Below are 23624 nucleotides of genomic sequence, written 5' to 3' on the forward strand. Positions count from 1 at the left end.
TGTTGTAGGTATGTTTGAGTATTTATCTTTGATAAAATTAAAGAATAATCCACTACTTTATAATGTTTGTATTTAGAAAAATAAGGTTATTTTTAAGACTGTTTTCTTGTTTTTTTTAGAAAAAAGTTATTTTTTTTAATTAGAAAAAAGTAAAAAAAGATTTACAAATTTTTCAAATTTTCAAGATATAAAATCTATAGTAATATGATATATAACAAATTATTAAATATTAGCAAAGTATAGGAAACTGTATGACGCAAAGCTAGAGGGCCTGTAAGATGGCAGCCAGTTGCACTTAATTGTATTACAAAGATTTCTTTGTATTATATTGAGTGCTTTTTTTATTTCTAATTAAATATAAATTCAAAAAAATATAAATTTTAAGGGGGAGTTAAAATGCAAAAATTAAATATATTCATTTCGACATTTTTGTTAATTTTTACGACAGTATTTCCATTTCATATTGCACCAACATTTTTCGAAAAGCGTATTGATGCTGGTGGTGGATATCAAGAGTTTATTATGTATAATAACAGCCTAAAAACACAGAGATTTAAAGTAACTGCACTTCCAGGAACTGGAGAGTTTAATGGTCATATGGATAAATGGATTGAGTATAATCCTAAAATAATAACAATTAAACCTAAAAGTCAAAGCGCTTTGAAAGTATATATAAAAGCACCTAAAGGAACTCCAGAAGGAGAATATTCAACATTTTTAAATTTTAAATCAGTTCCTATGCCAGAACTAAAAAAAGATGATGGAAAAACAGCTGCAGCTGCAGCTAGTATAGGGCTTAACATAAATATGGAAGTTGTTGGATATGTTGGAGATTTAAAGCCAAAGTTAGAGATAATTAATTTAAGCGTTGTAGAGAATAAAGATGGACAAGCAGTTGTATCTTTTAAAGTTAAGAATAATAGTATTAAAAGAGGTGTTTGGTATGATGTAGATATAATTCATAATGATGGAAATTCTGAATCTATTGAAAAAGGTAGAATAGGAGTTGGACAAACTGATGATATTACTTTAACTATGAAAAAAATGAAAAAAAATGATGTAACAGGAGTTAGACTTAGAGATTCTTCAACATATGAGGATATTACTAAAAAAGAACTTTAATATCAAATAACTTGATATATATGGGAACAAAAATAAAAAATAAAAAGAAAATTTAGGAGGTAGCAAAATGAAAAAAATTTTATTCGGAATCATGGCACTTTCAATGGCAGCATTTGGAGCAACAACAACAAATCCAGGAACAGTTAGTGGAGAAACAGAAACAGCATCAGTACCAGTAACGGTAATAGCTGAACTAATAAAAGCACCTACAGGACTTACTATAACTAACGATGCGGGAACAGTTTTAGATGAACTAGTAATTGACCATGGAAGAATGGTTATAGGAAAAGCAACTGATGATTCAGTAGCATTTGAATTTTTTAAAGTTCAAAGATTTGAAGACAAGGATAGTTCTATAGAAAACAGCGATTTAATTACTGATAATCAAAATAATTTACATGTATCTTTAACTAATCCAGTAACAACACTTACAAATACATCAGACAAAACAGCTTCATTAACATCAACTCTATCTTTAACAGGCGGAGCAAATGCAAGTAATTTAACAAGTTATAATCATGCTGTAGCTACTGGGGATAAAGTTCATATAGGTAGAGTAATTTCTAGAATTACAAAAGATTCTTTAAATGCAAAGACGAATAAAGTAGGTATTCATCATAATAGAGCTGAAGCGGATAGACCAGTATTAACAGTTACTTTAAAAGCTAATACAACAAAATAATTATTTTAAAATTAGGGAGAAGTCTCTTCTCTCTTTTTTTAAAGTAAGTATTAGAATTATTGAATAAGGGGGCGGTTTTATGAAAAATATTTTTATTCTTTTTATTCTTTTAACTTTTAACATCTTTGGATATATAAATATAAATCCAGTTACTTTTGATAAAAAAATTGATGATAAGGGAGAGGTACAGGAATACACGTTATATAATCCAACTCGAAACACATTAAAATATCAACTTTATCTAACTGATGAAGGAATAGAAAAATCTATGAAAAACTGGATAGAGATATTTCCTACAACAGTTACTTTAAAACCTGGGCGTAGTGGAAAATTTAAAGTTTTTGTAAAAGCTCCAAAAGGTGCTCCAAGGGGAGAGTATTTAGTAACTGTTGGAGTTAAAGAGATAGCACTTCCAAAAGTAAATTCAAATGAGACATCTACAGTACAAATCTTAACACATCTAAAAATGGATTTAGCAGGATATGTTGGTAATTTAAATCCTAAAATATTTTTAAAAGATTTTAGTACTACTTTAGATGAGGATAACCTAAATTTTCATGGATTAATAGCCAATGTTGGAGAAAGAAGAGGGACTTTGGATTTTTATTTAGCCGAAAGCAAAGGAAAAAATTCTGTTTATGTTGGAGATTTAAGACTGTTAAAAGGAGAAAAAGTTACAGCTTCTAAGTTAAATCAAAAATTAACAAAACATGATAAAGATTTAATAAAGAATTTTTCTAAGTACAATACATTAATAATTAAAGATTCTCTAAGCAAAAAAGTTTTATATGAAGAAAAAATAAAATAGCTAGAGGGGGTGTAGTCTTGAAATTAAAATTAGTAATATATCTATTGGCATTTTTATGTTCTACATTATTAAGTTATTCATCAGAATTTACTTTGGATGAATTAAAAGAGTTAAAAAGTTTAAATATGATAACAGATGAAGAGTATCAAATTTTTTTGAACGAACTTGAAGGAGTTCAAGAGAGAGAAAACTTTTTCAATTTAAAAGTTAATGGAGCAAAAGTTAGTGATGTTTACCCAGTTATAGTTCAAGATAATAAAACATACCTTCCTGTTGTAAATCTATTTAATGCAATAGGATTTAAGGACTATGCTATACAAAGTGAGATTTTAAAAGCAACTTTAGGAACAGATGTTAGAGAGATTATATTAAAACCAAGTGATCCCTATGTTATAGTCGAGCAAAGTGATTTCTTTGTAGAGAGTGAAAAGTTTAAAGAACTACTTTTAAGAGAGTTATACTTAGATCAAGAAAACTCAAGTGTTTCAATGAGACTTAGTTTTGAAACATCAGCAGAGATAGAAGCATATTTAGCAAATGTTAAAGATGGATTAATAGATGCTGAGAACGCTGGGGAACTTATGTTTACAAGTGAGCGTACTCTATTTGATGTGGGATATATGCGTTTTGATTTTCAAGGAGTTTTAAGTAAGGCTGGAAAAGATTCTGAAGATAGGAAAATGGAAACTGATTGGACAGGAAATTTAGAATATCAAGGACCACTACTTTACGGAGAGTTCACAGCAGCTTATGATGTGAGAAACAATGAACTTGGAAATATAAGCTTATACTATCCTGATGTTTATAAAAACCACTCTTTAAAACTTGAAAATAATGGTAGCGGAGGAGCTAGAGAGTGGGCAGCAAGCTTTAGAAAAGAGCGTGGTTATTACATTAAAGGTAAAAACTATGTAATTCAAGAAACTGTGCCAATTGGAAGTAGAGTAGAGTTATTGTACTTAGGATTTCCAATTGAAGTTAAAGATGCTGTTGATGGAACAGTGGAGTTTGATAACTCAGAGATTCAAGAGAACAGACGTTATACTTTAAGAGTTTATCAACCAGATGGAAGAATATACACAATAGACATAGATACTGCTGCAAACTACTTCCAACAAAACAGGGGAGAAACAGAGTATGATATCTCTTTCCGTGAAATGGATCAATATGATAGATATTCAATAAATGCTAATCTATATCATGGTATCACTCAAAATCTTACTTTAGGATTAGGGTATGTTCATGAACCAGAGGACGTTGGAGACAATCGAATTGAGTATTTAGAACACGTTAGAGGAGAGGTTGTATACAGTAACTATATTTATAGATTTCCATACACTTTAGTTCTAGGAACAGAACGAGCACTAAATACAAGTGTAGTTAATGACGAGGGAGTTAGTAATAAAGATAGATATTCATACGATGGAACATTTCAAATAGATATAAAAGATTTTAGATTTATAGTTGATAGAGCACACTATGGAAAGTATTTTGATGAGAAATCAGATGAAAATTACTCTATAACATACAATCCAACAGGGATTTTCCAAATTAATTATGAGTGGAGTAAAACAAAATACAATATAGATCAAGATGATGACAATGACGAAAGCGTTGGATTAAATATTAGCAAAGGTTGGAAAGATTTTCTACTTTCTCTAGATTACAATAAGTCCTTAAATCAAGAGGATAGTTATGAAGTTAATATGTATTACAATGGATTTAAAAAGTATAATGTACAACTTACAAACTACTGGTTAGAGGATGGAAAAGATTTAGAAACAACTTTAAAGCTTACAAATAAAAACATCTTTAGTATATTTGATTATTCATTGGAATTTGGATATTCAGATTCGTATAAAGAGAAGTTTACATTTAGATTTACTTTAGATTATGATAACTGGTTTAGAAGTGAAGTTAACTTTGATGAAAGTGGTGCTCAAAGATACTCTGCTGGTATAAATAGAGTTGTGGATTTAAAAAATATCAGAAAACCATTAGAAAGTATGGATAGTACAAGAGTTAAAGTTGTAACTTTCTTAGACAAAAATGACAATGGAGTTATGGATGCTGATGAAGAAAGGGTAGACTATGTAGCTGTAAAAATTGGAGATCAAGAGATAGATACAGATGAAAATGGAGAAGCTATGTTCTTTGGAGTTCCAAATAAAATAGTTTATGATATGAAACCAACAATTAGAAAACCATCATATACAATTGGAGATACAAAGATAAAAATACTAGGCCAACAAGTTGGAACAGTAACAGCTCACATTCCTATAAAACCAATGGTTACTATAGTTGGTGAGATTCAAGTGGATAAAAGTTTAAATCTAAAAGATAAAGAAAAAGAAGGATTATTTGAAAATATACTTATTAAAGTTTTAGATGAAAAAGGAAAATTAATAGAGTATTTAAATCCAGAAAGTGATGGAACATTTGAAGTTAGTGGATTATATGCTAGAAAATATATGCTACAAGTTGAGTATATAGGTGTGGATAATAAAGCCAAAAAAATCGCTGAAAATGTGGTGTTGGGATACTATGATGATAGAGAGAATAGATTTATTATCCACTTAGATAGAGATAGATTAACACTTAAGCAGATATTCTTAAGTGAGGGAGGAAAGTATGAAAAAGTTATTAGTTCTAATACTAGCCCTTCTAAGTTGTAATATATTGGCAAGTGAGTTGGTTCATATACCAACTACCTTGCCTCTTTTACCAGAGGACTACGAAAATCAGCCAAATCTTTTACCAGCTATACCTCTTATTCCAGCTTTACCTAGTGAAGAGTCTACAACAGGTGGAAATGGAGAAGAGGTAAAGTGGAAACTAGAAGATTCATATACAATACATTTAGACACAAAAGTTAAAGCGGTTGTACCTCTAGAAATTATAACAGATGTAGATATTAAAGCTTTAGTTGTTGATAATCAACAATTGACAATACCATTTGAACTAGAGATGAATAAAGAGCCAGATAAACAAAACTTTTATATTTTAAATTATAGTGAAACTGAGATAGATATAGATGGTGACGGGATTTTAGACACGTTTATATACTCTCCAAAGTATATTAATAAAAAGCTAGTTACTGATAACTATTTATTTATAGATGGTAAAAATATAACTCGAGAGGGTGTACATAAAAAAAAGGTTTACATAACTGTTGAATTAAATGAGAGGAGATAGTCATGAAAAAAAATATAGTTCTGATAGTCTTTATGACTATCTTTTCAATGAGTTTTAGTGAGATAAAAGTAAAAATAGTTGAACCTCTTAGGTTTCGAGATATAAATCATACAGAGGTTGGTCCTAATCAAGTTGTAGCTGTATCTCATGTGGAGATTTATACAACTGATAAAGAAAAAGATTTAGGAAAGAGAATTACCTTTAAATTTCCAAATTTTATTAATATGACAAATAGAAAAAAATGGGTAAAAGTTGAAAAAGTTGGAATGGATAGAAAACAAAATGAGATAATACTTGAAAACGAAAGAGAGTTAGTTAAATTCTACGCTATTTTAGATAGACGTGAATTAGATAGAGGTGAAAGTATTGAAGTTATAGAGGGAGAGTATGTTGGACAACTACCCATAATTATGGGAGTATATTCGCTGGTCAATGTAAATACAAAACCAGTAGAGCCAACACCTGATAATGAAAATTTAGCAGATAAGCCACAAATTTTACCAGTATTTCCAGATGAGATGCCAAATAAAAATGTGGGGGGAGGGCTATGAGCAAAAGGTTAAAGAGTTTCCACAAGCTCTTTTTTATTATAATATTTTCAATTCTATTTTCAGGAGTTATAGGAAGTAGTAATTCACCAGATTTACCAGAAAAAATAGCACCAGAGTTAGAGCAAATAGAGGCGCTACCGAGAAGAACAAAGCCTGCAGAACTAAATATAGAGGTTACAAAGATTAAAAGTGAAATATTGGATAATATATATTTTATTTCAAGTGAAAAAGCTCTTTATATAGATTTTTCTAATTATAAATCAGCAAAAAAATTGAGAGATATAGATGTTAATAACTACGAGTTATTTATTAGTGATTCTATAGAAGCAACTTCAGAAGTAACTAGTGGTGGTAAAAAAACTAGAAATTATAAAAATAGAGAGTTAGCAAGGTCAAAGTTTGAATATAAGGTTATTGAAGTAAATGGATTTAAAAAGCTTCGAATTGATATATCAAAAGAGGAACTTCCATCAGAAATATACATTGGAGTTTTAGATAAAAATACTAAAAACATTATTAAAATTTTTAAAGGTGATATAAAAATTCTTGAAAATAATGTAGCAATTGAAGAGAGAGAAGTTACAGTTTATTATAATAACGGATTTAGTGATTATGGTAGAGTAATTTATTTTGATTCAAATGGAACTCCTCTTAATTCAAGATGGGTAGGATCTATACCAGAGCCATATCCAGATATCAATGTAAAAAAACATGATTTTAATAATGGGTTTATAAATGGTATTTTAACAAATGAAAGTGGGAGTATAACAGAACTCTACGATGAAGGTTCTGGAAGTTCAGAAAAAAGAGAGATTAGAAGAGAAAAGAATTCTCAAGATTGGAAAGAGATTAGAAATCCATCAGGACAAGTATCATTAACTTTTGTTCCATCAGGAGAGTTTAATCTACAAATTCACTATTCTAACAAAGAAAGTTATCGTTTTAAAATTATTCATAAAGATTTAGATGGAAATATCAAAAAAATTCATTATTTAAATATAAATAAAGGCAGTTCAATAGAAGTGGACTTAAAAGAGTATTTTGAATACAATAATCCAGCTGATAATGATATTTTAATAAGAGAATCCCTTGTAAAAGATGAGTTTAACAGTGATGGGACAGCTAAATATCCAGATAAAATATATAGCTTTTATACTCCTAAAAATATAAGTTTAGCACTAAAAAAATCATTATCAGGAATGAATCTCTTTCCTGCTATTTATTTAGGAAATGAAGTAAATAATGGAGGATATTTTGAACAGAAATTAAAGCAACCATATCGAGTCAATTTAAATTCTTCTACAGCAACAGGAGTTATGAATTTAATACCAGATATAACAGATTTTAGTTATAGACATATTGTAACCGCAGGATCAGCATTAGAAAAACCATCTTCAGAGACATTTTATACTGCTGTGGGGGCAGGAGTTGTAAATCCTGTCACAAATAAAATAAATACAAAAATTGGGTTCTATATTTTAGGTAAAAATTTAGCTGAAATTTTAAAGAGTTTAGTAAATGAAACAAATGAAGCAAAGATTATACCTTTAAGTTATGATGAAAACTACACGTACTCTTTATCTCCAGGAGATTTTGAAAATTATGGTCAAAATTGCTATCTTCCGAGTAGAAAATCTAAGGAGAATGATATAGTAAAAAATTCTTTACCTAAAATTTTAGTTGAAAAACTTCCTAAAAAAATTATTCCAACATATTTAGATAGAAGAGTTAATATTAACCAAATAGTAATAGAAGATAGTGAAACTTTAAATGAAGATAATGTGTATACATTAGCTACTATTGAAAATTGGCAAAATTTAGGTACAGAGACTAATAATGAAGATAAAACAGTGTTTCCTATTATAGCATTGGGACCAAAAGCACCTATGAATAGCGAAAAAGGTTGGGGATGGAATAGTTTAACTTCCCCCCATGGAATTGAAAAAGAGATGGTAACTGTAAAATATTTAAGTGCTTTAGGTGATATTGATATGAATGTTTATATAGATGAAATCGAAACAAATCCTGGATCAGATGCTATCATAACTAGAGGTTCTATAGAGAACTATAGTGTTTTAGGAAGTTTTGGAATAAAAGAAAATTATAATAAACATGAATGGATTAAAGGAAAAGTTAAAGCAAGGCCAATAAATTTAGAATCTACTATGGGATTAATGGAAAAAATACGAAAATATGGATCGAGAGAGATTATTTTTAAACCATTAGGTTTAGAACAAATAAATCTTGTACTTGGAGAAAAGAATGAAAGTGGATATTTTATTCCAGCTTCAGATAGTTTAGAAACAATTGAGAAGAAAGTATATAATTACAATTATCCAGAAATTAAAGTTAGAAAAAATCTTATTTCTGAAACTATAGATGTATTTATATCTAATGATTTTGATTTAAATCAACCTATTAATCTTACTGAAAATACTAATTTAGCAAAAGGTATAAATATTAAGTCTACAGAAAATAAGAGAATGAAATCTTTATTATACGAAAGCTTTTATTTATTTGGATATAATACAGAAGGAACTGGTTGGATATCATTGGATGAAAATGGAAATAGTGAAGAAGTGAAAAAAGAGTTTTATACAAATGATAAAACAGGGAAAATATATTTAAGTTGTCAATATGTAAATCATTATCCAGTATTTAAAATTTTAAGCCTTGATAATGTTTCTGGAAAAACTATAAAAATTCCAGTTTCTCATTATGATCCAAGCTCTCCGATAAAAATAATTAGAAGAGACTATTATATGAATTTAAATTTTGATTCAGAGATAAAAGAGCCAGATTTTAGAGTAACATCTGATATTAAGGATATATTAATTATAAAGGATTCTAATGGAGAAATTAAAGTTGAGATACCTGAAATCTGGATAAATGTAAGTCAAAATTTAAAAGATGAATCCATATTTCCAGTAATTGGAGTTGATGCTTTTGAAGGATGGGAATTTTCTACAAACGTACCACTTAATCCTGTAAGTATAACTCCTATAGGAATTTTAGAGTTAAAAGAAGAAAATTCAAAAGAAGATATAATTGTTCCAATAAATATAAAAGAAACTCCACATCAAGGAAAAGAAAAGTTTTTCTTATACAAAAGAGGAGAAATGAGTAAAAAAAATATAGCTGTAGGTGGTTATACTCCTCTTGGGACTGGAGATGGAAGTGAAAATAAAGTAAAAGTTAATTTTGAAATTGACTTTTCAAAAGATAATTTAGAAAAAATTGTAAAATATGCAGAGGCTAAAAATAAACTTAAGAGTGAACGAATCTTAATACCTTGGCAAAATAGTGATTTAAATAAATTTTCAATAGTAAAAGGAATTCAAAGTTCAAATTCTCCAAAATTTAGTTCTTCAGGAGAACATATAGCTAAAAAAATAGCTTTTCCTAAAGTATATGTAATTATTAATGATGGTATTAAGCGAAACAATGTAAATCTAAATTTTCTTAATCCAGTTCCTAAAACTGATGGAGCAACAGTTGGAACTTTTGACATAGAAAGCAATGGATTGAAGCTTCCAAATGCAATGTTATCGAGTCTAAATCATCCTGCAAGTTTAAATATAACAAATATGACACCTGGATGGCAGGGATATAGTATTATAGAGGAGCAGCATAAAATTGAGGTTTTATTAAATAATAAGTTGATAAAAGAGATTACAACAACCACAGTAGGACATTTAAGTGAAACAGTTTTATTAACATCTACTAATGGTTCTACAAAAGGAAATATGTATATTTTAAAAAAAGGAGTTGCATCAGAGATTTCTTTTGGAATTAAGCAATGGAATTTATCAGCAGGTGAAGATGTAGTCACATTAAGACATAAAAATGCATTTGGTAGAATAATTATCGAAGATAATTATAATATAAAATTAAATGAATTTAATCCAGAAGTATATTTAGCAAAATTAAGTTCTACTTTGCTAAATAATGTAAAAGTAGTTGATGGAAAAAAAAGACTAGAAATTAAAGTAAAAATAAATGAAAAATATATAAATTTGGGAAATTTAAAACTTCAGAATTATTGTAAGGAGATTACAAAAACTTTATGGGATGCAAAAGGTGTTAGAATAGAAGTTCCAGAAGTAGTATTAGAAAATAATGGTATTGAGGGAAAAATTCGTTTTAGTGGAGATAGAACATACTTATCCAGTCCAGATGAAGTATCAGAATTGAAATACTTACTTACAAATGAAAAAACTCCAGTAGAAAATGAAAAATATAGTTTCGAAAATGTAAAAATTTCAATTAAATTAGCAACAGGTTATGGAGATGTTGAATACACTATTGCAGATGCTTTAGACATAACTTGGGCATCATTACAAGAGGAAGATAGTAATTTTCCATATATGTCAAGTACTTCTACTATACAAAAACTAGAAATTTTAGATACAGTTAATATTAATAATGAAGATGAAATAGGATTTGATTTTTTAGGAATGCTTGCTCTTCAACAAACTAGTGGAGAACGTGGTACATCTAATATTTTTCCAACAATAGCTTTAGTAAATACTGTTAATGAAGATTGGAGAAGGATTGGAGGAAAACAACCGGATTCAAATAGAAAAGAGTTAAGTTTAGTGTATTCGTTACCAGATAGAACTAGTATTTTAGCTTCTCCTGAATTGATAAAATATAAAGTTGATAATGCAACAGAGGATGGACTAAAAAATATTTATCCATATATTCAATCGACTTCAAATAAAAAAGTGTTGGGGGTGGGAGCATTTTCTATAGAAGAAAATGGAGTGACAACCTCAGGTAAAGAAAGAGTTAGTAGCGGATTGAAATATACAATAAAAACTGATAGTGTAAAAAAAATGATAGAGTATTCTAGAACTATACCAGGAGACAAAGTAGAAATTCCGCTTATATCTAAAAATGAAAAAATAGCTTTTGTTCATTCAAGAAACTCTCCGAGACCATCATCATTGAATGAAACACTTTTTTACTTACCAAATAATAGTAATAGTGTTGCAAATGTAAATAAAGTTAAGTATATAGATTTTCCATCAATTATTATTAAAAAAGATAAAATAATTAAAAGTGGAGAGATAGGATTTAAATCAAATTATATAAATGATACACCTATTAAGTTTAAGTTAGATGATTCTATTGAAACTCCAGAAACTGTAATTCCTTTAGTAGAAAAAGGGATTATGAAAAATCTCAACTATGAGCATACAATAAGATTAAAATTAGAAAATGGAACTCAACATACGTTGAAAACTGATGAATTCGGTAAAGGAGTTTTATCCAATATTTTAATTCAAAAAAATTCAAGTAGTGCTTATTTGACTTTAAATTATACTAATGATGGAACTGAAATGTCTTTACATAGTATAAAAGGAACAGATTTTCATAATATAGTTGTGGAACATATTGATCCTTCAGGAGATGTTCGTAGAATATATAGATTAAAAATAAATACATATAAAAATGAGATTAATATAGAAAATGGGATTGGAGAATTTAGTATAAGTTCAAGATATAATCCAGGTCAAAGCAATCCTATTATTCTAATGCCAGATCATAAGGTAAAGTATCCTAATGAGGTCTTAGATTTTAAAATAATTTCTGGTCTTGCTCCAAGAGCCCCTAAGGTAAATGAAGAGATTTTTATAAATGGAACTAATTTAAAATTACTTGATAATGAGAAAATCATTTTAGAAAGAGGAACCATTTTAAAAGTTATAAAGGATAAGGAAAATAATTTAATAATAGCACCCTTATATTGGAAAAATAATAATAAATTTGATCAAGTAAAATTAATTTATAAAGATAGTGAAAATTTAAATTCAGTAACTTGTGAATATGATATTTTATTTAAAATACCAGAGTTTTTTGTAGCTTCTATAGGAGTTTTAGATTTTGGAAAAATATATAAAATTGGAAATCCTGAAGATAAGATAAAGGAAACAAATATAGAATTATATTATAACGATTCGATAATAAATCCAACTTATTCTTTAGATATTTCAACTGCTAGCCCTGAACCAAATACTTTATACCTAGATGATGAAGTACCATCTAGACTTAAGGTTGTAAATTTAAATTTGAAACAGAATAAAATAAAAAAAGAGATATTAAACGATGGTAAAGGACAAAAAGTGATTTTACCTTTAGAAGGAACAATTCCAAAAGAGAGTATAAAAGCTGCTAAACCAGGAAAATATGAGAAAACTGTTCAAATTTTAATACATATAAAATAGCTATTAGAAATTAAGTTAATTTTTATGAATGATATATTGAATAGGAGAAACAAATGGTAAGAATAAATAAGAAATATTCAAAAAATTTTAAAATAAAAGTTGTAAGAAAATATTTAGAAGGAAATACGTCTTTAACTGAAATAGCTAAAGAGTTTCAAATTGCTTCAAAAACTCAAGTTTACGAGTGGGTAAAAAAGTATAAGGAAAAAGGGGAAGAAGCTTTTAAGTTTGAAATGAGGGGAAATTCAAGCTCAAAAATATTCAGTGAAGAGTATTCTTTTGATAGTTTAGAAGAAGAAATAGAGTTTTTAAGAATGGAAAATGATTACTTAAGAAAATTATCAGAAATATTAAAGAAAAAATTAAGAGAAAAGAATAAAATTATAATAGCTAATAATATATCGTAGCTTAATAAGTTTTAGAATAATTTTCTAAAAAATGGGAGATTGAAGGTATATGAAAAATATAAAAAAAATAGTATCTAATGAAATTTCTGAAGAAGAGCTAGAAAAAATATTAACTATAGTTTTTCAACCGGTTTATTCATTAGAAAAAAATAAAATAGTAAGCTACGAAGTTTTATCTAGATTTGCTTCAAAAAATATATCCACTATAGAAATAATAGAGCAATTGGAAACAATGGATAAGATACACCTTTTAGATTTTTTAGTATTAAAAAAAGTAGAAAAGTATTTAAAAAAATCCGATATAAAATTAGCTATAAATGTGTCTTTTAAAACAATACTAAGAAATGAGTTTATAAATAGATTACATTTATTGAAAGGTAGTAAAAATTTGATGATTGAATTGGTTGAAAGAGGAAATTTTGATTATGAAGATTTTAATACGACAATTTCATTACTTTATAAATTAGGGATTAGAGTAGTAATGGATGATTTTCCAATTGGAAGCTCTAACGTAGAAAATCTGATAAAAACACAAATACAAGATGTTAAAATTGACAGAAATTTATTAAGAAATATAAGTCAAGAAAAAGAAAAGAAGATGTATAAAGGGATTGTTAATTTGTTAAAAAATAGAGAAAGTATTATAACAGCTGAAGGAGTAGAAACTTTTGAAGAGTTAGAGTTTTTAAAAAAAATAAGCGTGGATTTAGTTCAAGGATACTTTATAGGAAAACCTATTTCTGAAGAAGAATTTTCCAAGCTTTATATTTGAATGTAGATATATTTTAAATTAATATATCTTTGTTAAAAGATAAATGAAAATAGCTCAAATTCTTTAAATTAAAGAATTTGAGCTATTTATAAAATATTAAGGATTTATTTTAGATATTTTAAATAATTTACTTCTAAAATCTCCCAGTTTTTCTAGAGAGTTAAAATCATGTACATCTAGTCCAATTTTTCTAAATTTAATTCCTGAGTTTGCAAGTTCATCTCCAAAAAATTCTTCACCTAAAATATCTTCATCTGTAATTTTATATTTAAAGTTTGGATTTAAACCAGGAATAGTTATATAGTCAAAATTTGGATTAGGGATAGATAATACTCTATAAACTCCTATAATTGCTTCACTTTTGTCTTCATTTATAACTGCCCAAGATGTTTTTTGAAAACCATTTTCAAAAGGTGATTCAATTCTATAAAAAGTTCCAAATTGTAATAATCTTCTATTTTCTTTAAAGAATTCGATTTGTTTTTTTACCTCTTCAGCTTCCTTTAAGGTAATTTTATTTAAATCTAATTCATATCCAAAAGCTCCAAAAAAGGCAACATTGGCTCTTGTTTTAATAGATGTAATTCTTCCAGTTTGATGGTTAGGAACTGCTGATACATGAGCACCCATAGATGATATAGGATATACTATAGACGTTCCATATTGAATTTTTAATCTTTCGATAGCATCAGTATTATCACTTGTCCAGATTTGTGGCATATAATAAAGCATACCTGGATCAAATCTATTTCCACCACCAGCACAAGATTCAAATAATATATTTGGAAATTCACTTGTTAATTTATCCATTAATTCATAAACTCCTAATATATATCTATGAGCAACTTCGCCTTGTCTTTTAGCTTCTAAAACACCAGACCAAATATCTGTCATATTTCTATTCATATCCCATTTAATATAAGATATTTTAGAGTTTTTTAAAATTGTAGATATTTTTTCATATAAATATTCTCTAACATCACTTCTTCCTAAATCTAAAGTTAATTGATTTCTACTTAAAGTAGGTTTTCTTTTAGGTACAGATAAAGCCCAATGTGGATTATTTTTATAAAGTTCACTATCAGGATTTACCATTTCAGGTTCAAACCAAAGTCCAAATTTTAATCCCAAGTCGTTTATTTTTTTAGATAAACCTTCCACTCCATTTGGTAATTTATCTAAATTACTCCACCAGTCTCCTAAACCGGATGTATCTCCATTTCTTGTTCCAAACCATCCATCATCTAAAACAAATAACTCAACCCCTAATTCTTTGGATTTTTTTGCTATTTGAAGAATTTTTTCTTCGTTAAAATCAAAGTAAGTAGCTTCCCAATTATTAATTAGTATAGGTCTAGCTTTATCTTTCCAGACTCCTCTAATAAGATGATTTTTATAGAAATTATGATAGTTTTGACTTAAAGTATTTAATCCTGAATCAGAATAATTTATAACAACTTCAGGAGCTTGGAATGACTCTCCTTTTTCTAAAATCCAAGAAAAATTAAAAGGATTAATTCCCATATTAATTCTAATATTATCATAGTGATCTTTTTCAACTTGTCCAATAAAATTTCCACTATAAACTAAATTTATTCCAATATATTCACCTTTAAATTCATCAGCATTTTTTTCTTTTAGAGCTATAAATGGATTACTATTAGAACTACTAGCTCCTCTTTTACTATCTATAACTATTCTATTTTGATTTATAGGAGTAGTTATAATATTTCTCTCTCTAGCCCACGCTCCAGAGAGATGTAATAATTCATAATTTTTTTGAACTATATCTAGATTAAAACTCAAAAATCTTTCTAAAGTTAAGTCTTTTTCCCCATTATTAACAATAGATGAGCTTCTAGTAATAATCGGAAAATTTTTATAAATGGAATATGTCAAGGTAATATCTGAATTTAATAGTTCATCTCTTAAGGTTATTTTTAAAGTCTTCACTTCGTCATTATTTAATATATAAGTATGAGGTAATCCTTTTAAAGGTGGTTTTTCATTTAAAATTTCATACTTTAAAAATTTATAATTTGTTACTCTACTTCCATTATCCTGTAAAATTACATATGCAGGCTCTTTATAGTCACCTGTTCCAGCTCCAGGAAATTCTTGTTTTAAGCTATCTAAAGCAAATCCAGAAACACCATCTATTTGTTCAGGAGTATATGGAACTTGATGTTCAAATATTTGAAGCATATTTGAAAAGTTATCTTTATGATTTAATCTTTTTCCCAAATAAAGATGACCTAAATCACCATTTTCCAAGATTTTAATAATGTAACTAATATAATTATTTTGTAAGTGAAACTCTAAATTTGAATTAACATATATATTCATAATAACTCTCCTATTTATTTTTTAATCTATCAAAATCTTCTTTCATTTTTTTTGTTGCTTCTTCGACACTTAATTGCCCAGATATTATTCCAGCTCCAATAGAGCAAAGTGTTTCCCACGAACCGCTTGGAAGATATTCTCTATCAAAAAATCCTACATATTGGTATTGGTTTCCTAAGTCATAACTTTTTTCAAATTTTCCAAGTTCACTTTTAGCATTAGTTAATCCTGGGGGAAGAACATTTGCTGTAGCCATTTTAGAAACATTTTCTGGCTTTGCTAAATAGTCTAAAAATTCTAAAGCTTCCTTTTTATTAGGAGAATTTTTCCAAACACCTATTGCCATTCTTTCTCCTGTTATAAAATATGATTTTTCTGTTTTATCTTTAGTTGGTAATGCTATAAAATCCATTCTAGCATTTGGATTGTATGTTAATCCTTCTCTAATCATTGAAGTACCAAAGAATAAGAATGCTGCTTTTCCTGTTCCAAGAGCTCTTGCAGCATCATTTCCAGTTAAAGCATCCCTATTGATATATCCTTTATCTTTTAAAGTTTTTATAAATTCTCCTGTTTCATTCCATGATTTTTCATCAAAAATTCCATTTTTTAAGTTTTCACCTTGAGGATTATCTTTATTTAGAATTATTAAGCCTGGAACAATCCAATCATAAATATTACCAATAGAAGCTGAATCTTTTCCTCCTAAATAAATTGGAGTAACTCCAATATTTTTAATTTTTTCTAGTGCTACTAAAAAATCATCTGTTGTTTTTATAGATTTAGGATCAACATTTGCTTTTTCAAGAACATCTAAATTGTATGGAAGCCCGACAATATCTATATCTAAAGGCAGTGTATAGAATTTTTCATCATTATCAGTAATAACAGGTTTGATAGCAGGGCTAACATATTGTGCCCATTCTCTATTGTTTAGTGGTTCTAAATATTCTTTGTATCTATTAATAGACCAACCATGAGTTCCGAAAAGATCAGGTAAAGAATTTGTTGCCATTTTTGTTTTCATTGTTTCTTCATAATCAGAACTTCCAGGAATAAATTCAACGTTTACGTCTGTTTGGTTTTTGTTATATTCATCAATAATTTCTTGTAGAGCTATTGAAGATGGTTCTTGAGCATGAGAATTACTTGTAATTATTAGTTGTTTTTTTTGAGGAATGCCCTCCTCTTTTTCACAACCAGCAAATAGAACTAAAAAAGCTAATGATAAAATAATTTTTTTCATAATAAACACCCCTTATTTTTATTTTATAGATCCACTCGTCATTCCGGCAATAAAATATCTTTGTAAAAAAAGATATAATGTTATTATTGGTAGAACGGCAATAATAGCAGCAGCAGCGGCAGCTCCTAAATTGGAAGATGAGTGACTAAAAAATGAAGAAATTGCTAAAGTTACAACTCTCATTTTTTGAGATTGAAGTAAATAAACTGAAAATTGATAATCATTCCATATTCCTACTCCAGTTAGAATAATAACAGTAGCAGTGATAGGCTTTAATAATGGAAATATAATTGTATAAAATGTTTTAAATTGACTACATCCATCAATCATAGCAGCTTCTTCAAGTTCTTTTGGAATAGTATGAATGAAGTTACTATATAAAAATATACTTAAAGGTAAATTAAAAGTTGTAAGAGTTAAAATAATTCCCCAATATGTATTTACCCCGTGTACTTTAGTCATTATTGTAAGAAGAGGAACTAAGATACTTAAAGGTGGAACCATCATAACCGCTAAAATTAAATTTAAAACAATTTTATTTGTAAAAGTTTTATTTCTAGCTAGTGGATAAGCAGCCATAGCTCCTAGTAAAGTTATTAAAATTATAGATACAAATGTAATGATAAAGCTATTTTTCATAGCCAAAAGAAGTTCGGCTTTTTCAAGAGCATATAAAAAGTTTTCTAAATAGATATCTTTTGGTAAAAACCATCTTGAAGTTAAATCAGTTTTTCTTTTTAAAGCAACAGTTAAAGATATATAAATAGGTATTAAATGAATAAAACCTAAAATAAAAACTAGAGTTGTAAAAAATAATTTTTTTAGATTTTTTCTAATATTCATTATATTTCACCTTCTTTCACAGTAAATTTTTTTTGAATAATTATAGTTACACAAACGATAAAAATAAATAAAACTAGCCCCATTGAAGAAGCATATCCAGCCATTTGTGATCTAAAATATGAAACATTTATCAATGTTGAAAGAGAGTTTGAAGCATACCCAGGTCCGCCATTAGTTAAAGCTTTAATTGTATCAAATAATTTTAGTCCCCCAATTAAATTTAATGTAAAGCTAGTTATTATAGCCGGTTTTAAAAGAGGAAATGTAACATATTTAAATTGTTGAATTTTTGTTGCACCATCAATCATAGCAGCTTCATAATAAGATTTTGAAATAGATTGAAGACCAGCTAAATAAATAATCATAGAAACACCACAATATTGTAAGGTATTAACAATAACAATTATCCAAACACTATATGTAGAGTTTCCAAGCCAATCGTTAGGATCTAAATTAAAATAGATAAAAATATCATTTAATGCTCCATCACTATATTGAAAAATAAAGTACCACATATAACCCATAATTAATCCTGAAATAAGTACAGGCAAATAAATAATTGCTCGAAGTAGATTTCGACCTTTAAATTTCTGATTTAATAAAAGAGCATAGCTTAAACCTAAAATTTGCTGGAGAAGAGTGCTTCCTAAACCATAAATAAGTGTATTTTTAAAAGCAATATAAAAATTTACATCGAGAAATAGTCGTTTATAATTTTCTAAGCCAATATAGTTATAGTTTTGTGAAAATCCATTCCAATTGGTAAAAGATATTCGTATTCCGTGAAGGAAGGGGTAAAAAACAATTCCCATAAAAAGAATCATAGCGGGCCAATACATGTAATTAATTGTTTTTAATTTTTTTAAATCCATAAAAATCTCCTTTTAATTTTTCTTTCTTCATGAAATCGTTTTCATGAATGCTTAAAAAAATATTTTGTACTGATAATGTTTATATAGTCATTTATATCACAATAAGTTTAAATATTCAACAAAAATATTTTTTTAAAAAACTGTTGTTAAAAAAAACCTTGAAAATTCATATATTTTATGAAAAAAATTCATAAAAAAATAAAAAATGTTGAAATATAAAACTTTTAGTATTATAATATAAGCATATAATACAGTAAGTAAACGATTACATTTAAAGGAGGTATTTTCATGGTGAAAATGAAAGATGTTGCAAATCTTGCACAAGTTTCTCAAGCCACTGTATCAAGAGTTATAAATGGGACAAGCTATGTTGAGCCTCATACTAGACAAAAAGTTTTGGATGTTATTGCAGAACTAGGGTATAAAGGGAATAATGCTGCTAAATCTCTATCTAGTAAAAAAAGTTCTTTAATCATAGTTATTCTACCAGATATTGTAAATCCATATTTTTCTGAGATTTTAAGTGTTATTGAAGACGAAGCATATCAAAGCGGATATGAAATTATATTTATGAATAGTCAAGGAAATGAACATAAAGAAAAAAAGTTAATTGAAAATACTTTAAAATATAATCCAGCAGGAGTACTTATATCGCCGTTAAATGCTCACGCTAGTTATTTAAGTAAATTTTCAGAGAATGGAATTCCAGTAGTAACAATAACAACACTTTCTGAAAAATTTTCAGGAGTTTCGGTAGATCATAAAATAGGAGGAGAACTTTTAGCTAAACATTTTGCTAGCTTAGGGCATATTAAAATTGGTTATATTGGAAATAAAGATGAAAAATTTCTTGGATTTCAAGAATGTTTAAAAAATTTAAATATTCCTTTAAAAAATGAGAATTGTATAGACTTTTATAATTACTCCTCTGGAAATTTAAAAGACCTTGTATTTAAATCTTTAGAGAATTATTTAAAAATTCATAAAGAATTTGATTTCACAAGTATATTTACAGGAAATGACATTGTGGCAATGGAAGTTTTAAACTTTTTTAGAGAAAAGAATATAAAAGTCCCAGATGATATAGCAGTTGCTGGATTTGATAATATAACATTTACAAATTATTTATCTATTACAACAGTTGCTCAACCTGTTAGAGAGATTGCTTTTTTAGCTTTTGAAAGGTTAGTTGAAGAAATAAAAACTGGAAGTAGAGATATAAAACATTTAAAAATACTTCCAAGATTAATTCCAAGAGACACAACGGTAAAAAAAATAGTATAAAGGTTAAAGATAAGATAGTTCTTATCTTTCTATTTTCTAACTTATGAAAACGTTTACATATATTCATATATTTTCATAAAAATAATACAAAGGGGGAGTAATTATAATGCTAATGGTTTTATCTTTTTTATTTTTTACATTTTTAGTTGGGGTGTTTACATATTTAAAAACAAAAGGTGATAATTTAACTACAAATGAAGGATATTTTTTAGGTGGAAGAAGTTTAACAGGACCTTTTATAGCTGGATCTTTAATGTTAACAAATTTAAGCCCAGCTAATTTCTCAGGAATGAGTGCACAAGCTTATATAAATAATATGTCAGTTATGGGATGGGAAGTTTGTTCTGGAATAACTTTAGTTTTAGTGGCTATGTTTCTGGTGCCAAGATATTTAAAAGGAGGACTTACAACAATTCCAGAATTTTTAGAAGAGCGTTTTGATTCTGGTGTTAAGGAGTTTGTAACTTATTTATTTTTAATAAGTTATATTTTGAGTGCCCTTCCACCAACATTATATGCTGGTGCACTAGTTTTAAGTCAATTATTTAATATTTCAGAACTTTTAGGCATTTCTTATACAGCAAGTATTTGGATAACGGTATGGGCTATTGGAATAATAGGAGCTGTATATGCTATATTTGGTGGACTGAAGGCAGTAGCGTTTTCAGATACTTTAAATGGAATTGGTCTTATTATTGGTGGATTATCAGTTCCATTTTTAGGATTTAGATATGTAGGTAATGGAAATTTTTTTCAAGGAGTTATTAAAGTTATCGAATCTCATCCAGAGAAATTTAATGCAATTGGTTCTAATGGAGATTTATTACCTTTTTCAACTCTATTTACAGGTATGATTTTAGTCAATCTTTATTATTGGGGAACAGATCAAGGAGTTATTCAAAGAGCTTTAGGAGCTAAAAATTTAAAAGAAGGACAAAAAGGAGTTATGATTGCAGGAGTATTTAAGATATTAACACCTTTAATTGTTATTATTCCTGGAATTATTGGTTATCATATATATGGAGATAAAATAAGTGATGCCGATTTAATTTACTCTCACTTAATTAGAGATTTAATGCCTAATTATTTTTTAGGATTCTTTGCTGCTGTTATGTTTGGGGCAGTTTTAAGTAGTTATAATAGTGTTTTAAATAGTGCTTCTACATTATTTTCATTAAATATTTATAAGCCTAAATTTGGAAAGAATAAAAGTGATTTAGAGATAGTTAATAAAGGTAAAGTTTTTGGATTAATTGTTGCTTTTGTATCAATGTTCATAGCACCATTAATTATGAATGCTCCAAATGGTCTTTTTCAATATTTACAAACTGTAAATGGATTTTTTAGTGTTCCTATTTTTACAATTATATTTATTGGATATACAACAAAAAAAGTACCATCTATAGCAGCTAAAATCTCTCTTATTGTATTTGTTTCATTATATGCATTATTACAACTAGTTATAAAACCTAATTTGCATTTTTTACATCAACTAGCTATTTTATTTCTTTTATGTTGTATATTGATGTTAGCAATAGGAAGAAAATTTCCAAGAAAAGAACCATTTATTTTAAAAAATAAAAATGTTGTAGAGCTAACGCCTTGGAAATTTCAATATGAAGTTGCTATTGGAATTGTAGCTTTTATGATTTCTTTTTATTTAATTTTTTCAAAACTTGGAATAGTTACACAAAATTATAGTAATTTAAAAAATTATTTGATAGCTCTTTGGAGTTGTGTGGGAGTTATTATATGCTTTGTAAGAAAAGAACGATTAAAAAAGATTAAAATTAAAAATATAAAAATTATACAAGGAGAATTTTAATGAATAAAAGACCACATTTTCACTTTACGCCAGATTCTAATTGGATGAATGATCCTAATGGACTATCATATTATAAAGGTGAATTTCATTTATTTTATCAACATAATCCTAAGAATTGTTACTGGGGAAATATGACTTGGGGTCATGCAAAAAGTAAGGATCTTTTTAATTGGGAACATCTACCTTACGCACTTAATCCAGATAGCAAGGTATTTGGTGATATAGATGGATGTTTTTCAGGAAGTGCCATTGTTGAGCGTGATGAATTACTTCTTTTTTATACTGGAGTGGAAATGAAAACTAAAAAATTAAATGAATTTGGAAATATTGTTACAGTTGGATCAAATGATTTAATTCCTTCTCAAATTTTAGCAAAAAGTATAGACGGAATAAACTTTAAAAAAATACAAAAATTATCGTTAGAACTTCCTAAATCATATTGCCGATCTCATGTAAGAGATCCAAAAGTGTGGAGAAAAGATGGTATATGGTATTTAGCAATTGGTGCTAAAGAAGATTATCAGGGAAGAATTCTAATCTATAAATCCAAAGATATGAAAACATGGCAATTATTAAGTATAATAAAAGAAGAAAATATGGGATATATGTGGGAATGTCCAGATTTATTTGAAATAGATGATACTGATATTCTTTTATTTAGTCCTGAGGGTATAGGAAAAGATGGACAAGTAAGTATTTCGGGGTATTACACAGGAAAATTTAATTATGAAAATGGTGAGTTTAAACATAATTCATTTGAAAGATTAGATTATGGCTTTGAATTTTATGCTCCTCAAACTTTTTTAGACTGTAATAAAAGAAGAATTCTAATAGGATGGTTAGTTAATCATGCTCCCCTTCCTAATGAAAATTGGACAGGATTAATGACTTTGCCTAGAGAGATAAAAATAAAAAATGGAAAAGTATATATGTATCCTGTAGAAGAGCTTAAAAAATATAGAATTGAAGAACTTGTGGAATTTTCTCAATTAAAAAGCACCTCCAATACTTTTGATTTTGAAGTTACTTTCAAAAATTTAGATAACTTTAAAATTCTTCTTTTTAAAGATAATAATAACGGATTAAGTTTGACATACTCATCATTTGATAAAAAATTAATTTTAAACAGAGAAAATGTAATAAATGGATTTAAACCTTTAGAAACTTTTGGAACTATTCGTGAATGTCAAATAGATGGAGAAAAAGAATGTACTCTAAGAATTATAGTTGATAAATGTGTTGCTGAAATTTATATTAATAACGGTGAGAAAGTTATGAGCTGTGTAGTTAATCCAACATCTAATCAGAAAAATGTTGAAGTCATCGGAAATATTATTTCTAAAAAAATATATAAATTAAATAAATAGAGAAATAATTCTAAAGTAAAAAGCTGTAGACGCCTTTGTCTACAGCTTTTAATTTTAAAATCTATAAGTAATTC

At 27.5% G+C, this 23624-nt stretch carries 16 protein-coding genes and 1 riboswitch; of the genes, 12 read left to right on the top strand and 4 right to left on the bottom strand.

The window, feature by feature from the left end; translation table 11 throughout:
- The first annotated feature begins 221 nt into the window (after nucleotides 1-221).
- A riboswitch (cyclic di-GMP riboswitch) is annotated at nucleotides 222-297 on the top strand.
- 99 nt (nucleotides 298-396) lie between these two features.
- The 9 genes from HMPREF0202_RS00875 (at nucleotide 397) to HMPREF0202_RS00915 (ending at nucleotide 13767) form a co-directional block, all read left to right on the top strand.
- Nucleotides 397-1122 carry a hypothetical protein gene (locus tag HMPREF0202_RS00875; protein ID WP_023049766.1) on the top strand — a complete coding sequence of 242 codons (726 nt, stop codon included), beginning with the start codon at nucleotides 397-399 and terminating at the stop codon, nucleotides 1120-1122.
- 67 nt (nucleotides 1123-1189) lie between these two features.
- Nucleotides 1190-1804 (top strand): hypothetical protein, encoded by a 615-nt coding sequence (locus HMPREF0202_RS00880; RefSeq protein WP_023049767.1) that lies wholly within the window; start codon nucleotides 1190-1192, stop codon nucleotides 1802-1804.
- A 79-nt stretch (nucleotides 1805-1883) separates the two neighbouring features.
- A complete protein-coding gene (locus HMPREF0202_RS00885; protein WP_023049768.1) occupies nucleotides 1884-2612 on the top strand; it encodes a COG1470 family protein in 729 nt (242 codons plus the stop codon).
- 17 nt (nucleotides 2613-2629) lie between these two features.
- Nucleotides 2630-5287, top strand: a complete 2658-nt coding sequence (locus HMPREF0202_RS00890) for a TonB-dependent receptor (RefSeq protein ID WP_040405982.1) — start codon at nucleotides 2630-2632, stop codon at nucleotides 5285-5287.
- Nucleotides 5244-5807: a hypothetical protein gene (locus HMPREF0202_RS00895; RefSeq protein WP_023049770.1), complete on the top strand. Its 564-nt coding sequence runs from the start codon at nucleotides 5244-5246 to the stop codon at nucleotides 5805-5807. The genes HMPREF0202_RS00890 and HMPREF0202_RS00895 overlap by 44 nt, the downstream gene beginning before the upstream one ends.
- Before the next feature lie 2 nt (nucleotides 5808-5809).
- Nucleotides 5810-6358: a hypothetical protein gene (locus HMPREF0202_RS00900; protein ID WP_023049771.1), complete on the top strand. Its 549-nt coding sequence runs from the start codon at nucleotides 5810-5812 to the stop codon at nucleotides 6356-6358.
- A complete protein-coding gene (locus HMPREF0202_RS00905; RefSeq protein WP_023049772.1) occupies nucleotides 6355-12588 on the top strand; it encodes a hypothetical protein in 6234 nt (2077 codons plus the stop codon). The genes HMPREF0202_RS00900 and HMPREF0202_RS00905 overlap by 4 nt, the downstream gene beginning before the upstream one ends.
- Nucleotides 12589-12641: 53 nt before the next feature.
- Nucleotides 12642-12995, top strand: a complete 354-nt coding sequence (locus HMPREF0202_RS00910; RefSeq protein WP_023049773.1) for a helix-turn-helix domain-containing protein — start codon at nucleotides 12642-12644, stop codon at nucleotides 12993-12995.
- A gap of 49 nt (nucleotides 12996-13044) precedes the next feature.
- Entirely contained in the window at nucleotides 13045-13767 is a 723-nt protein-coding gene (locus HMPREF0202_RS00915) for an EAL domain-containing protein (protein WP_023049774.1), read from the top strand.
- Between the two features lie 96 nt (nucleotides 13768-13863).
- On the opposite strand, the gene HMPREF0202_RS00920 is transcribed toward HMPREF0202_RS00915, so the two are convergent.
- From HMPREF0202_RS00920 to HMPREF0202_RS00935, 4 genes are read right to left on the bottom strand one after another with little or no spacing between them, the layout of a single operon-like run.
- Nucleotides 13864-16113, bottom strand: coding sequence for an alpha-galactosidase (locus HMPREF0202_RS00920; protein WP_023049775.1), 2250 nt, complete (start codon nucleotides 16111-16113; stop codon nucleotides 13864-13866).
- Between the two features lie 10 nt (nucleotides 16114-16123).
- Nucleotides 16124-17359 (bottom strand): ABC transporter substrate-binding protein, encoded by a 1236-nt coding sequence (locus tag HMPREF0202_RS00925; protein ID WP_023049776.1) that lies wholly within the window; start codon nucleotides 17357-17359, stop codon nucleotides 16124-16126.
- Between the two features lie 18 nt (nucleotides 17360-17377).
- The gene (locus HMPREF0202_RS00930; RefSeq protein WP_023049777.1) at nucleotides 17378-18202 is read right to left on the bottom strand and encodes a carbohydrate ABC transporter permease; all 825 of its coding nucleotides are present in this window, start codon (nucleotides 18200-18202) and stop codon (nucleotides 17378-17380) included.
- On the bottom strand, nucleotides 18202-19074 hold the full coding sequence (locus HMPREF0202_RS00935; protein WP_023049778.1) for a carbohydrate ABC transporter permease: 873 nt from the start codon (nucleotides 19072-19074) through the stop codon (nucleotides 18202-18204). The genes HMPREF0202_RS00930 and HMPREF0202_RS00935 overlap by 1 nt, the downstream gene beginning before the upstream one ends.
- Before the next feature lie 288 nt (nucleotides 19075-19362).
- Here HMPREF0202_RS00935 and HMPREF0202_RS00940 point away from each other — a divergent pair, with 288 nt between their 5' ends.
- The 3 genes from HMPREF0202_RS00940 to HMPREF0202_RS00950 all read left to right on the top strand — a co-directional run bounded on the left by HMPREF0202_RS00940 (nucleotide 19363) and on the right by HMPREF0202_RS00950 (nucleotide 23550).
- Nucleotides 19363-20358: a LacI family DNA-binding transcriptional regulator gene (locus HMPREF0202_RS00940; RefSeq protein WP_023049779.1), complete on the top strand. Its 996-nt coding sequence runs from the start codon at nucleotides 19363-19365 to the stop codon at nucleotides 20356-20358.
- A 106-nt stretch (nucleotides 20359-20464) separates the two neighbouring features.
- Nucleotides 20465-22183 (top strand): solute:sodium symporter family transporter, encoded by a 1719-nt coding sequence (locus tag HMPREF0202_RS00945; protein WP_023049780.1) that lies wholly within the window; start codon nucleotides 20465-20467, stop codon nucleotides 22181-22183.
- Nucleotides 22183-23550, top strand: a complete 1368-nt coding sequence (locus HMPREF0202_RS00950) for a glycoside hydrolase family 32 protein (RefSeq protein ID WP_023049781.1) — start codon at nucleotides 22183-22185, stop codon at nucleotides 23548-23550. Before HMPREF0202_RS00945 ends, HMPREF0202_RS00950 begins: the two co-directional genes overlap by 1 nt.
- Nucleotides 23551-23624 lie beyond the last annotated feature (74 nt).

This window comes from Cetobacterium somerae ATCC BAA-474, assembly GCF_000479045.1.
Lineage (GTDB): Bacteria > Fusobacteriota > Fusobacteriia > Fusobacteriales > Fusobacteriaceae > Cetobacterium_A > Cetobacterium_A somerae.